This is a genomic window from Microbispora sp. ZYX-F-249 (assembly GCF_039649665.1).
Classification (GTDB): domain Bacteria; phylum Actinomycetota; class Actinomycetes; order Streptosporangiales; family Streptosporangiaceae; genus Microbispora; species Microbispora maris.
The window spans coordinates 1-12,794 of sequence record NZ_JBDJAW010000051.1 but is presented as its reverse complement, the minus strand read 5'-3'; the positions used below and the strand labels follow the sequence as shown (position 1 = coordinate 12,794).

The following is a 12,794-nucleotide window of genomic DNA, read 5'->3' as shown; positions in this document are numbered from 1 at the left end:
GGCCGGAGGCTATCCCGCCGATCGGGGACAGGTCAGAACGTGGGGTACACGTCGGAGGTCTGGCCGCCGACGCCGTAGTAGTTCGAGCCGGTCGACCAGGTGCTGTCATTGATCAGCGGCTTGTACTGGAACTGCTGGCCGGCGGCAATGCCTGTGATCGAGCACTCCCAGAGGTCGGCCGCCTTATTGACGCAGTCCTGCCCGCTGCTCCAGGTCAGCGGGGAGGTGTCACCGCGGATGGTGATCCTGTTGCCCCAGCCCACGTTGTAGTGGACGCGCACCGTCGTCGTGGTGGACGTCGGCTCGACCTTGGCGCCGAGGGAGGTGCGCACCGACGCCCCGCCGGTGGAGGTGGCGGTCAGCACTCCCCCGTACAGGCTGTAGGTGCCGTTGACCTGGTGCAGGGTCACGGTGACCTGCGCGGTGCCGTTGGCGGGGACCGTCACCTGATTGGCGCTCAGGGTGAACAGGCCCGCCGGGGCGGGAGCCGTACCGCCGGAATCGGTGGCGGAGACGGCCAGGTTGAGCGTGACCGGGGTGGCGGCGTCGTTGGTGTAGGTCACGGCGCGGGTGGCCGTGGGCTGCGCGGTGGTGACCGCGAGGGCGGCGCTCGGCGGGTTCGCGGTGAGCTGCTGGCTGACCGCGCGGGCCACGTCGACCCGGCCGGTGCCGTAGGTGTAGGGGGTGGACCCGGCGGCGGCCGCGGTGGTGCCCATCAGGGCGTCCTTCAGCCGCTGCGCGCCCCAGGCGGGGTGGCGCTGCTTGACGAGCGCGGCCGTGCCCGCGACGTGCGGGGTGGCCATCGAGCAGCCGCTCTTGCTGCCGTAGCCGCCGCCGGGGACGGCCGCGGTGATGTCCACGCCCGGGCCGGTCATGTCCGGCTTGATGCCCTGGTCGCCGACGGGGCCGCGGCTGGAGAAGCTCGCCACGGTGTCGGTCAGGTCCACCGCGCCCACGGTCAGCGCCGACCCGGCCGCGCCGATGGAGCTGATGGTGGAGGTGCCGGGGCCGTAGTTGCCCGAGCAGACCACGAACAGCGCGTCGTACTGGGAGGTCAGGCTGTTGATCGCGGTGGGGATCGGGGCGTCGGGGTTGCCACCGCCGCTCTGGATGCTCATGCTGACGATCTTGGCGCCCTGGTCGTTCACCGCCCAGTTCATCCCGGCGATGATGGAGGAGTCGTAGCCGTAGCCGTCGTCGCCGAGGACCTTGCCGATGACCAGGCTCGCGCCGGGGGCCACGCCCTTGTAGAGGCCGCCGGAGGCGGCGCCGGACCCGGCGACGGTCGAGGCGACGTGGGTGCCGTGGGTGTTGATGTCCTCGACACCGGTCGTGCTTCCGGTGAAGTCGGCGGAGGCGAGGACCTTGCCCGCCAGGTCGGGGTGGTCGGTGTCGTATCCGGTGTCCAACACGGCCACCTTGACCCCGGTGCCGTCGTAGCCGGAGGCCCAGGCGGTGGGGGCGCCGATGTGTGGGACGCTCTGGTCGAGGCCGGCGGTGACCCTGCCGTCCAGCCACAGCTTGGTGACGCCGCCCTGCAGGCCGCTGGGGGTGGCCGAGCCGCCGGTCAGGACGCGCCAGCCGTCGCGGGCGGACTTCTTGCCGATGGCGAACGCGCTGACACCCAGGCGGGGGAAGTCGTGCCGGCGCTTGGCCGCGCGGCCGAAGGCGTCGCGGGCCCGGTCGGCGTTCTCGCTGGTCGTGCTCTTGCGGTAGGTGGTCATGACCGGGATGGACTGGCTGCGCGCGTCGTCGTAGCCGTCCGCGATCAGCGTGCCCACCTCGAACAACCGGGAGTCGACCCGGTTGGCCCGGATGAGCGGGGCCGCGTCGGAGGGGACCACCGACACCTGGTCGCCGCGGTCGGTGACGGAGAAGGTTACGCCTGTGCGTCCCTCACCCGGCTCGACTGACAGGACGCGCAGGTCGTGACCCTCCAGGCGGGCCTTCACCGTGTCGCCGGTAACGAGAGTGACGGTGTGGTCGCCGCCCTGCGCCGCCTCGGCCGCGCGCGGAGTGGGATCGGTCTGCGCCGCCGCGGACACGGCGGGCAGGCCGAGCAGAGCGGCCGCCGTAAGAGCGGCGGCCACGGATGAACTTCGCAAGGGTTCTCCCTGATGCTGGGGATGAGGTGGGGTGCGAGGTCACGCGCGACGCGCCCTCGGACCACGTCCGGGAGCGCGTCGCATAGGGCTAGAAGCTGGGCGTGATGTCGTGGCCGTGGCCGCTGACGCCCGTGTAGTTCGAACCGGTGGACCAGGTGCTGTCGTTGATCAGCACCTTGTACTGGAAGTTGGTGCCGCCGGGAATGCCGCTGACCGTGCACTCCCACAGATCGGCGGCCCGGTTCACGCACGCCTGCCCGGTGCTCCAGCTGAGGGGCGAGGCGTCGCCGCGGATGGCCACGTTGTTGCCGTAGCCGACGTTGTAGTGCACCCAGACGGTGACCTTCGCGGCCAGCCGCAGGGACTGCACGTTGCTGAAGCCGTATCCCGAGCCGATGGTCGTCGGGCCGGTGTGCGCCTTGAGGTAGTTGGAAGAGGCCGACGGGCCCGAGGCATAAACCGCGTAGACGTGCACGTCGTAATCGCAGGTGTTCTCGGCCTGCAGGTAGTAGTAGCTCTGGTAGTAGCTGACGCAGCTCGGCGCCGCGCCGTCGTCCGCGCTGGCGGGGCTCGCGGTGGCCAGGGCTGCTCCCAGCAGGGACACCAGGCCCGTGCCGAGAGTCGCCATCTTGCGGGTGATGCGCCTTGTCACCTGTTCCTCCCACGTCGGGTCGATCACTGCAAGGCAAGGCTAGATCTTGCGCAAAAATCTGAAAATTTGCGAAATCCGTTTCACTCAAGCGGGTTCCGGCTCACGGATTCGCGGTCTCGTCGCCATGTGGACGGCGGAATCCGTGACTGTCGGCCCGTTTAGCTGCGAGATCGACGGGCGTCCGTCGTACCTGTGTCTTCGATCACATCCGTCAGGCGGGAGCTCGCTTTGTGCCTGCTGAACTGGGCGAACTTGCATCGTCCTCGCGCCCCTCGCCGATCATTAACCGACGATTTCAGCTTTTGCAAGGTTTCTGAAACAATTGCACGGTGCTATTCGGGCGAGGGGTCACCCGTACGAGACAGCCGGGCGCAAAGCCGCCTTGTACACCGTGAGCGTCTCGTCGGCCGCCCGGGCCCAGCTCAGCCGCTCGCGGATGAGCCGCTCGCCGCGCTCGGCCAGCGCCCGGCGCAGGTCCGGGTCGGTCATGACCTCGACGACCGTACGGGCGATGTCGCCGGGCTCGGCGGCGCGCACGAACCGAACGGCGGGCCGGTCCCGGTCGCCGAGGAAGACACGGGAGAACCCGTGGCCGAGGATCGTCGGCTTGGCCAGCGCCATGGCCTCGGTCGCCACCAGGCCGAACGGCTCGAAGAGAGAGGGGAAGACGCAGACGTCGGCCATCTCGTAGTACTCCAGCAGCGCCCGGCGGTCCACCCAGCCGCCGGAGTCGAGCACCCGCCCGTCCAGCCCGCTTTCGGCGACGATCCGCCGGACTCCGGCATGGTCGCCCTCCCCGACGATCACCAGTCGCAGTCCCGGGACGGCGGTGGCGATCCGCGGCATCGCCTCCAGCAGCTGATAAATCCCCTTCTGCCGTTCGAGGCGGCCGACGAACAGCAGCACGGGGTCCCCGGCGGGGATCCCCAGCCTGGTGCGCAGGGCCTCGCTGCCGGCGCGAAGCCCGTCCAGGGCGGGACCGGAGGCGGCCAGAAGCCGTTCGAAGGTGCCGCCCAGGCACACGACGTCGATCGACGACCGATCCCAACCGGCGGCGGCCAGTTGCTCCCGGACCTCGGGGGTGGGGACGACCACGCGTCGGGCGACGCGGGCCAGCCACCGCTCGATCGCCGCGAACACCGTGCGCACGAGGCCGCCCCGCCCGCGGTCCACGCCGTACTCCGTCGTGTGGATGTGGAGGACCACAGGGAGCCGCAGGACGTAGTGGCAGAGCAGACCGGCGAGGAAGTTCGTCGAGTCGTGGACGGCGACCAGGTCGGGCCGCCCATCCCGTCCCGCGCCCCACAGCCGCAGGAAGTAACGCCAGTTGCTCGTCACAACCATCAGCCCGAGCAGGAGGAAGTCCGTGCCGCGCGTGCGGTTGAGGCGCCGGCGGCGGCCGAGCGCGCCGAGCACGCGACCCATGGGCCGATACACGGCGACCCCGTCGATCCGCTCGTGCACCGGAAGGCGGCCGTCGTTGAGGGTGAACACGGTCAGCCGGTGGCGGGCCGCCAGATAAGGGGTGATCTCCTCGATGTAGCGGCCGAGCCCGGCCGTGATGTTGGGCGGGAACTGGGTGATGATCTGGGCGATCCTCATGGTGACGTCTCCGGGGCCGGGTCAGTCGTCCACCGCCTCCGCCCGGCCGTACATCCGGCGGCAGACGGCGACGATGACGGCGACGAGGACGAGATTGGACAGCGCGAACGCCCACAGCCCGCCGGCCAGGCCCTGCCAGGCGATGAGCGCCGCCTGGCAGCCGAGCACGAGGGGAGTGCTCGCGACCTGGGCGACGATGAGGGCCCTCGCCCCCCGCACCCCGTCCATGAGCAGAGCGAGCGAGTACAGATTGAAGACCGTGTGGACGCCGATTCCCGCGGCCGAGAGCGCCATGAGCCCCGGCGAGTAGGGGTAGTCGGCACGCAGCAGCAGGAAGAACACCGCGCTGGCCGCGAACGAGACGAGCGCGGTCGCGGCGAAGACTGCGGGGGACAGGCGGCCGATGCGCCGCAGTGCCGTGGGCTTGTGCATGGTCGCCAGCGTGGGGAGCAGCACCAGGCCGACGCCGTCGGTGAACAGCACGCCGAGCAGCCGTTTGGGGAAGTTGTTGTAGATCGAGTAGACGCCGACGTCCGCCTGGGTCGTCCAGTGGTTCAGGAAGATGACGTCGACCCCGAACAGTACGGCGGTGAGGGCGGTGAGGGCGGTCAGGTAGGCGCCGTGCCGGTACAGCGAGCGCGCCAGCGCCGCCGACCAGAGGCGCGGCGCCACCCGGAAACCCGCCGCGGAGGCGACGGCGAAGAGCACGTTAGACGTAATGAGGGCGGCGAGATAGAGGTAGGCGTCCCTGATCCCGAGGACGACCAGGCAGTACGCCGATGTGCCGACGTAGGCGACGGCGACGGCGAGTTTCAGGCCGGCGGTGAGGGCGTACCTCCTGAGCCCGCGTAGGAAGCTCTCGGTCAGGTACGCGGCCGTCAGGGACAGTGCCAGGGCGAGCCCGAAGCAGAGCGTGCGGACGTCGACGCCGAACACGGCGGTCAGCACGGGAGCGGCCAGCAGTCCCGCGGTGCACAGGGCGGTCCCCAGCACCAGCGTGGACAGCAGAGCCGTCGTCACAAGGGCCGGGTGGCCGGCGGGCTCGGTCCGCGGCAGTTCCTGGTACATCACGAAGTGCAGGCCCATCACCATGGGGACGACCACGATCAACCCGATCGACAGGACCACGGTGAAGCGGCCGAAGGCGGCGGCGCCGATGCCCCAGGCCACGGCCAGGGTGGTCGCTGCGGAAACCCCGCTGGCGAGGGCGTTCACCAGGGTCGGCCCCACCGCCCAGCCGTGGGCGGCCAGGAGTCCGGCGGCCCGCACCCGCACGCCGGTCGCCGTTCGCCCCGGTGTCACCGCGCCGCCTCGCCGTATGCCGACAGGGTGCGCTCGGCCGTCCGGGCCCAGCTGTAGCGCTCCCGGACGTACGCGGAGCCTCTCCGGGCCAGCCGGTCCGAGGCCTGGGGGTCGTGGAGGCAATGCAGCAGTAGCCTGGCCAGCTCCTCCGGGTCGTCGTGGGCGCAGCGCAGCGCGCCATCGCCGACGACCTCAGGCGAGTAGCCGGGGCCGACGACCACGGGCCGGGCCAGTGCCATGGCTTCGACGGCGACCAGGCCGAACGGCTCGTATACAGAGGGGAAGACGCACACGTCGGCGGCGAGGAAGTGCGCGAACACCTCGGCGGACGGCAGGAACCGGTTCCCCGCGACCACGTGTGCGGCGGTGCCCGTCTCCTCGACAAGCCGGGCCAGCACGGTGGCGTCGTCGGTTTGCGGGAGCTCGGCGCCGATGAGCACGACTCGGGTGGCGGCGTGCTCCTCGACGAGCCGAGGTACGGCTCGCACCAGGGTGTAGACGCCCTTGTGGGGGGACAGGCGGCCGGCGAAGACGACGAGCCGGCCCTCGCCGCCGGGCAGGTAGCGGCGCCGGACCGCCGAGCGGATCCGGTCGCGCTCCTCGCCCGGCAGGCCGGCCAGCCGCAGGAGCTCGGGGTCCTCGAAGCCGTGTGGCACGACGCGCAGCCGGTCGGCCGGCCAGCCCCGGGCCGTCAGTTCGTCGCGCATCGTGGCGCTCGGCACCACGATGAGGCGCGCCATCCGGGCCTGGGCCGTCTCCAGCGCGTCGAGCACGGCGGCGTGCGGGGGACGGCGCCGCCCGCGCCGGCCGTGCTGCCTTGGGGCCGCGTTGAGCTCGCGGGTGTGGACGTGGAACACGACCGGCATGCGGCCGAGCACCTGGCACAGGATCCCGGCCGGGCAGCCCATCCAGTCGTGCACCGCGACGGCCGCCCCGGCCCGTCCGGGCCCGGAGCGGTCCGCCTCGGCGCGCAGGATGCGCACGGCGGCGCGCAAGTTGAACACGAGCAGCCCGGCCGTCCTGCCCAGCAGCCGCAGCGCCCGCGGCAGACGGGGATTCCCGACGAGGCCCAGGCCGGCGGAGGCCAGCCGGTGCAGTGTGACGTCGCCGGAGCGTTCGGTCCGCGGCGCCCGGCACCGTCCGGCGGCCCCGAATACCTCGACCGGGACGCCACATCGGCTGAGGGGGTCCATCATTCGCTCGGCGTACCGCCCGAGGCCCCCCACGACCTCGGGCGGAACCTCGGAGCAGACGGCGTAGACCCGGTTCGGACGGTCCATCAGTCCGCCCGCCGCAGGTAGATGGTCCGGGCGAACTCGAGGTCGGCCGCGGTGTTGATGCCGCGCGCCTCGTCCGGATCGCCCGCCGGCACCACGGTCACCGGCCGGCCTTCCCCGGACAGATAGGGCAGGAACGGCAGGAAGTTGACCTCGCCGGTGACCGTCCCGGGAAGGACCTCGGCGAGGTAACGGTCCCATGCTTCCGTCAGTCCCCGGGTGCTGAGGCAGAAGACACCGACGTCGCCGAGGCCGCCCGGACGGCAAAGGTCGCCCTCGCGGGACATCCGTACCCCCAGCAGCCCGGAGGTCGCGGCGTCGTACTCGTATTCGACGTACGGGTCCGGCAGTGGGACCAGAGGAATGGTGAGTCCCGGCCGGTCCGGTGAGGCCGTTTCCCCATGGACGTGGACGACCCGGCGGAGCGTCGCGGCCGACACGTTCGCCTGGTCGCCCCAAACCACCAGGATGGCGTCGTGGTCCCGCCAGTATGGAGCCGCGCCGAACACGGCGTCGCCCATGCCGGTGGGTTCGGCCTGTACGCTCACGGAGACCTCCCCGCGGGCGATCTCCTCCGCCGCGAGCCGCCGGAACGGTGCCTCGCCGCTGGGGGAGAGCACCACATGGACGTGCTCCACCCATGGCCGCAGGCGGCGCAGAAGCAGGGACCACACGGTGACGCCGTCGGCGATCTCCAGCATGATCTTGGGGGTCTCCATGCCGAGGCGGCTGCCCTGCCCGGCCGCCGGGATCACCGCACAGGTACGCAGGTCACTCACTGTCGTCCGTCTCCGCATCGATGAGGCGTGTGAGCTGGTCCAGGTGCCGCACCGGTACGGCCCCCGGGACGGTTACGGCCGCGTGGACCTGGAGGGTCACCAGTCCGGCGCCGAGGGCGGAGGCCACCCCGTGGGCGGAGTCCTCCAGCGCGAGGCAGTCGGCCGGGTCGAGGGACCACAGCAGGCAGGCGTGCCGGTAGAAGCGAGGGTCGGGTTTGCCGCTGGCGACATCGTCGGCGGTCAGAACGGCGCGGAAGTAGCCGGCCATGGCACATGCGGACAAAACCCGCCGGACCGACTCACGGCTGCCGCCGGTGACCAGGTAGAGCATGCGACCGGTGCCGGTCAGGCGCTCCAGGAACCGGCGGGCGCCGGGAAGGAGGGGAACCATTCCGGCCTCGACCCGTTCACGGTACAGCTGCTGCTTGCGCCGAATCAGGCGCTCGGCGGCCTCGGGGGCCGCGCCCAGTGCGGCCACCACCTCGCGCGTGGCGGCGCCGGCGTGGGCTCCGTAGCAGAAGGAGCCGAGCAGCTCCGGCGCGACCTCGGCGATGGCGTCGCGAAACGCCGCCTCGTGGACCGGAGCGGAGTCCACCAACGTGCCGTCCAGATCGCACAGCCAGACCCGCCGCGTGGCTACCAGCCTCGACGTCAGGATGTCGTCCGGAAGGGCGTCCACGGGGCCGGTGGTGTTCGTGGCGGTGACCTTCCGGGCGCGGGCCACGCTCATCCGGCCCTCACCAGGGCCGCCCCACCGGCGGTCGTGCCCACGATGGCCGCCAGAGCGGAGAGCGTGCGCCGGCCGCAGTGCACGCCCGGGCGCTCGGGGTCCTCTAGGTCGGTGACGATCCAGCGTGCGCCCGCCCAGTCGCCGCGGTCCGTCTCGCGTGGCGGGGCACCGGAGGACGTGGCCCGATGGCATAGGACGTGGGTGACCGTGCGCCGCTCATTGCATGGGTCGCCCAGATAGGACAGGGTGCGCTGCATCAGCGCATGCGGGCCCAGTCCCTGGACGTCGTGGTCGTCGTGGATGTTGACGACGAAAACCTTGGTGGTGGCCCTGCTGCCGGAGATGGCGTCGGCGACGCCAGGCGTGAGGTAGGTGGGCAGCAGTGAGGAGTGCGGTGTCCCAGGACCGTACACGATGAGATCGGCGTCGCGGATCGCGCGGTCCGCCTCGGGGTTCAGCGTCACCTCGGCCGCTGCGTGGGTCAGGGCCCGCCGGATGCGCTCGACGGGGAGCGCCTCGAGTTCGACCAGGCGCCGCGGGGTGATCGGCTCGCGTAGCAGATACAGGTCGGTGATGGCGGTGTCGCACTGAGGCGCGACAATGTCGGCCTCGTCGGCAAGGATACGGCCGTCCTGCTTGAGGGCGGTCAGGTAGGCGTTCTCACCGTTCGTCACGTTGAGTAGGCGGGCGGGTGACTGGAAGACTGTCGCACAGGCGCGGACAGCGGCGTTGAAGTCCTCGCCCAGCCGCAGGTAGGCCCCGGCGAACAGCAGGTTGCCCAGCGCGCAGTCGGTGAGGTCGATTCCCTCGGGGTGGCTGCCAAGCCGGCCTACGATGAACGACAGGTCCCGCACCGCTGCAGCGCGCACCCGCGACGGCAGCGCTGCGAACATCCGCCAGTCCTGGCGGCTGCCGATGCCATCGCACGGGGGACCGTTCCCCGGCCCCGGGACGGCAAGTGCGCCTACGAGAGCGGCGAGGTCCCGCCGTGTCGCCCCTGGCGGTAGGCGGTGTTCCAGCAGGGTGGTCAGCGCCGCCTGCGCCGGACTCCCGGCGTCGAGATGGAGCAGGAGGTTCTTGCGGAAGTCCGACGGCCCCAGCATTCCGGGGAGGTAGTGCCGGAGCACCCCGGTGGACAACCCGTTGTCGTACCCGTTGATCACCACTGACAGAGTGGTCCCGGGTGTCCGCACGAGTCCACGAGCGATGCTGGCTCCGCCGCGGCCTCCGCTGAACAGCACCACGGCCGCTCCCTCGAGGTGCTCCGCACTCATCGCGCCTCCCCGGGGCCGGAGGAGGTCCCACTGACGGCGAGCCGCTGCCCCGGGCCGGCGGGGGCGCGCAGGACGCCCCGGCGCAGCAGCCAGTGGCGGTAGCCGAGATAGGCGACGAACAGGGCCCGGTCGCGGGCGCCGCGCCAGTAGCGCCAGCCGCGCGTGCCGCCGCCGCGCTCCCGGTGCTCGATCGGGACCTCCACCCACTCGTGGCCCATCTCGGCGACCCGCGCGGTGATCTCGGTCGAGCAGTTCATCCCGGCCGACTCCAGCGGCAGCGACCGGAAGAGCGGGCCGTGCACCACCTTGAAGATCGAGTTGAAGTCGCGGTAGCGCGTGCGGTGGAGCAGGTTGCTCACCGCGCCGCTGGCCGCCGACCCCCACCGGTAGGCCACGCCGTCGGCCTTCCTGATCCGGGCGCCGGAGAACGCCAGGGCCTCCCCGGCCTGGACGCGCGGCAGGACCCGGTCGAGGTTGGCGATCGGGAACTGGCCGTCCGAATCGAGCAGCACCACCCAGTCGAGCCGGGTGTGGGCGATCGCGGCGGCGATCGCGGCACCCGCCCCGCGGTTGCGCTCGAACGTGACGACCACCAGCCGGGGGCAGTCGCCCGACAGACCGGCCAGGACACCGCTTGTGGCGTCGGTGCTCCCGTCGTCGCAGACGACGATCTCCCACTCTCCGACCGACGGGTGCCGCTCCAGGTAGTCCTGCCATTCGCCCACCACCGCCGCGATGGTGTCCGCCTCGTTGTACGCGGGCGCCGCCACGGAGACGTCGATGGTGCGGGTAGCGGCCGGGGACCCACTGGAAAAGGTCAGCATGGTTCCACCTCCTCTGGCTTCGGGTACACGGGTGGCCTGGTTCCGGCGGCGAGGCGGGTCATCGCACCACTGCGGGGGGTGTGATCCCCAACAGGCGGTCGATCCATCGGTCCAGCGGGAGCAGTGCGACTCCGACGACGATGGGGACATGCGCGAGCGCGAACAGGATCGTTGCGCCGAAAGAGATGGGGCCGCCGGTGAACACCGCGATGTGGGGGGCGTCGATGAGTTCGGGAATCGGGATGGGGTTCACCAGTTGCCACATGATGTCGAGGAAGCCGGAGAACACGATGATGACGCCGTTCACAGCGAGCTTGAGGCAGTTTCCGGGGCTTCCGCCTCCCAGCCGGTAGGCCGCGGCCACGCTCAGCACAATCCCCGGATAGAGCAACAGATAGAGGTGCGTGTAGAAGCTGCCGCCCTGCGCCCGTGCGGTGTCGCCGTAGTAGAAGTAGCTGATCCGGGGGAGCACGTAGCCGGTGAAGAAGACGAGCGGGACGTACAACAGCCAGTACAGGCGGCGCGATGCCCACGGGAAGAACGCGATCGCGCAGCACAGGCAGGCGAAGGCCAGCAGCTTGACGCCGAGTTGCCACACCGCCTGGATCTCCCGGCCGTGTGGCGTGGCCAGCCAGACGAACGCTGCTCCGGCCCCGCCTCCGAGCAGGCTGATCCACCAAAGGTGAGGAGCCCAGGCGCGCGGCGACCCGAGAACGACGTCGCCGTGTAAGGGGTCCTTCCCGCTCTCCAGGGTGATCGGGGAATGCGGGACGTCACTGTCTGCCGTCATGGATCGGCCTCCGGGCGACCATAAGTAGGTGGGGCTTCAGGGAGGGTGAAACGGGAAGGCGTGATGCTGCGCGCCACCAAGGTGTTCTACGGGCGAAAGACTGGAGGTAACGTTGCCCCACTGTCAACAGTCTTGCAATAATTTCCGCAGGTCAGAGTGGATACATCGGCTGACAAGCCGAAATGTGTTCCGTTCATAGCAATTTCTTGCAGGGATCGGAGAGGGCGAGTTGAGCGCCCAGCCGGCGGCACGACGAAACCCGAGGACAGTTGCTTAAGCGCATGCACTCCGGAGACCTGGAGGGCATCCGATCTTTTTCGCAGCGATCTGTCCCTAGTCGGGGGCCGGTCGAGTTCCCGCTGTACGCCGCAAGGCATCTTGAAACAAAGCAGCAATTATCTGCAACGTCTTCCCATTGCGGAAACCGGCTGTTAACTTCGGCCGGACCGCTCGGTGACCGCAAGAGCAGGTGTCGCGACCTCGGCGGCCACAGGGGCTGTACGGGCTGAAACGTCGACTCTTCACGGAGGGATGACGTGGATGCACCCCATACTGCGACGGCTGGACGACCTCGCCGCACACCTGGCCACGCGCGGGGACGCGCTCGCGCTGCTCGGCCTCGGCTCGACCGGCGCGGAGCACGATCGGCTCGACGAGCACTCCGATCTGGACTTCTTCGTCGTCGTCGAGGACGCCGCGAAGCCCCGCTATCTGGAGTCCATCGACTGGCTGCAGAGGTCCTGTCCGGTGGCGCACAGCTTCGCGAACGACCGCAACGGGCGCAAGGCGCTGTTCACCGATGGGATCTTCGTCGAGTACGCGATCTTCACACTCGTGGAGCTGGCCCGGATCCCCTTCCAGGGCGCGCGGGTCGTGTGGCAGCGCGACGATGTGACTGGCGACTTGGCGGGATATGGAACGCCACCCGCCGGCCCGCCGTACGACACGGTCGAGTTCCATCTGAACGAGGCCCTGACCAACCTCTATGTCGGCCTGCATCGCGAGTTGCGCGGCGAGCGGCTGACAGCCGCCCGCTTCATCCAGTCGTTCGCCGTCGACCCCGCCATCGCCGACGCCATCCGAAGGCTCCTGCCGGACCTTCGCTAGGACGCTGCCACACGAAGGCCGCGGCGTTCGCGCGAGGATCGGGTCGCGGATCGGACAGCGCGCGGTGACCTTCGCGCCGGCAGAGCCAGGAGCCGGGCGGCACTGATCAGACCGCCGGAGCACTCACGGGGGCTCTGGGGTCACGCGCTCGGAGCCGCCGGGAACGGTCGGCAGGCCCTCGGGCCTTCGGCCGAACGTTACGAGAAGTCAAACCCAGGGATTGCGCCAGCCGGGGGACGAGGGGGTCTTGACACCCTTCAGGTAACCGATTATTAACACGTGTTAGAAACTCGTTAACCCCCTGGAGGCCCGATGAGGCCCATACACGTTCTCCCCCTAGGGCTTGTCTTCT

At 70.4% G+C, this 12,794-nt stretch carries 11 protein-coding genes; 1 reads left to right on the top strand and 10 read right to left on the bottom strand.

Features of this window, described 5'->3' with window-relative positions; genetic code table 11:
- Positions 1-32 precede the first annotated feature (32 nt).
- From AAH991_RS35615 to AAH991_RS35570, 10 genes are all read right to left on the bottom strand, one after another.
- Positions 33-2,105 carry a S8 family serine peptidase gene (locus AAH991_RS35615; RefSeq protein ID WP_346230345.1) on the bottom strand — a complete coding sequence of 691 codons (2,073 nt, stop codon included), beginning with the start codon at positions 2,103-2,105 and terminating at the stop codon, positions 33-35.
- An 88-nt stretch (positions 2,106-2,193) separates the two neighbouring features.
- The gene (locus tag AAH991_RS35610) at positions 2,194-2,757 is read right to left on the bottom strand and encodes a CBM20 domain-containing protein (RefSeq protein WP_346230344.1); all 564 of its coding nucleotides are present in this window, start codon (positions 2,755-2,757) and stop codon (positions 2,194-2,196) included.
- Positions 2,758-3,105: 348 nt separating this feature from the next.
- Positions 3,106-4,359, bottom strand: coding sequence for a glycosyltransferase family 4 protein (locus AAH991_RS35605; protein WP_346230343.1), 1,254 nt, complete (start codon positions 4,357-4,359; stop codon positions 3,106-3,108).
- 21 nt (positions 4,360-4,380) lie between these two features.
- Positions 4,381-5,661, bottom strand: coding sequence for a lipopolysaccharide biosynthesis protein (locus tag AAH991_RS35600; RefSeq protein WP_346230342.1), 1,281 nt, complete (start codon positions 5,659-5,661; stop codon positions 4,381-4,383).
- Positions 5,658-6,941 (bottom strand): glycosyltransferase family 4 protein, encoded by a 1,284-nt coding sequence (locus tag AAH991_RS35595; protein WP_346230341.1) that lies wholly within the window; start codon positions 6,939-6,941, stop codon positions 5,658-5,660. The genes AAH991_RS35600 and AAH991_RS35595 overlap by 4 nt, the downstream gene beginning before the upstream one ends.
- On the bottom strand, positions 6,941-7,717 hold the full coding sequence (locus AAH991_RS35590; RefSeq protein WP_346230340.1) for an NTP transferase domain-containing protein: 777 nt from the start codon (positions 7,715-7,717) through the stop codon (positions 6,941-6,943). The genes AAH991_RS35595 and AAH991_RS35590 overlap by 1 nt, the downstream gene beginning before the upstream one ends.
- Positions 7,710-8,447, bottom strand: a complete 738-nt coding sequence (locus AAH991_RS35585; RefSeq protein ID WP_346230339.1) for an HAD family hydrolase — start codon at positions 8,445-8,447, stop codon at positions 7,710-7,712. Before AAH991_RS35585 ends, AAH991_RS35590 begins: the two co-directional genes overlap by 8 nt.
- Positions 8,444-9,691 (bottom strand): 2-phospho-L-lactate transferase CofD family protein, encoded by a 1,248-nt coding sequence (locus AAH991_RS35580; protein WP_346230338.1) that lies wholly within the window; start codon positions 9,689-9,691, stop codon positions 8,444-8,446. The genes AAH991_RS35585 and AAH991_RS35580 overlap by 4 nt, the downstream gene beginning before the upstream one ends.
- 26 nt (positions 9,692-9,717) lie before the next feature.
- Positions 9,718-10,545, bottom strand: coding sequence for a glycosyltransferase family 2 protein (locus AAH991_RS35575; protein WP_346230337.1), 828 nt, complete (start codon positions 10,543-10,545; stop codon positions 9,718-9,720).
- 58 nt (positions 10,546-10,603) lie between these two features.
- Positions 10,604-11,335: a hypothetical protein gene (locus tag AAH991_RS35570; RefSeq protein ID WP_346230336.1), complete on the bottom strand. Its 732-nt coding sequence runs from the start codon at positions 11,333-11,335 to the stop codon at positions 10,604-10,606.
- Between the two features lie 540 nt (positions 11,336-11,875).
- Between AAH991_RS35570 and AAH991_RS35565 the strand changes: the two genes are divergently transcribed.
- On the top strand, positions 11,876-12,442 hold the full coding sequence (locus AAH991_RS35565) for a hypothetical protein (RefSeq protein ID WP_346230335.1): 567 nt from the start codon (positions 11,876-11,878) through the stop codon (positions 12,440-12,442).
- Positions 12,443-12,794: the final 352 nt, after the last annotated feature.

Bases quoted from the DNA above. Each gene is read 5' to 3' on its own strand.
- AAH991_RS35585 (WP_346230339.1), bottom strand. From the start codon at position 8,447: ATGAGCGTGGCCCGCGCCCGGAAGGTCACCGCCACGAACACCACCGGC.
- AAH991_RS35570 (WP_346230336.1), bottom strand. From the start codon at position 11,335: ATGACGGCAGACAGTGACGTCCCGCATTCCCCGATCACCCTGGAGAGC.
- AAH991_RS35575 (WP_346230337.1), bottom strand. From the start codon at position 10,545: ATGCTGACCTTTTCCAGTGGGTCCCCGGCCGCTACCCGCACCATCGAC.
- AAH991_RS35565 (WP_346230335.1), top strand. From the start codon at position 11,876: ATGCACCCCATACTGCGACGGCTGGACGACCTCGCCGCACACCTGGCC.
- AAH991_RS35595 (WP_346230341.1), bottom strand. From the start codon at position 6,941: ATGGACCGTCCGAACCGGGTCTACGCCGTCTGCTCCGAGGTTCCGCCC.
- AAH991_RS35605 (WP_346230343.1), bottom strand. From the start codon at position 4,359: ATGAGGATCGCCCAGATCATCACCCAGTTCCCGCCCAACATCACGGCC.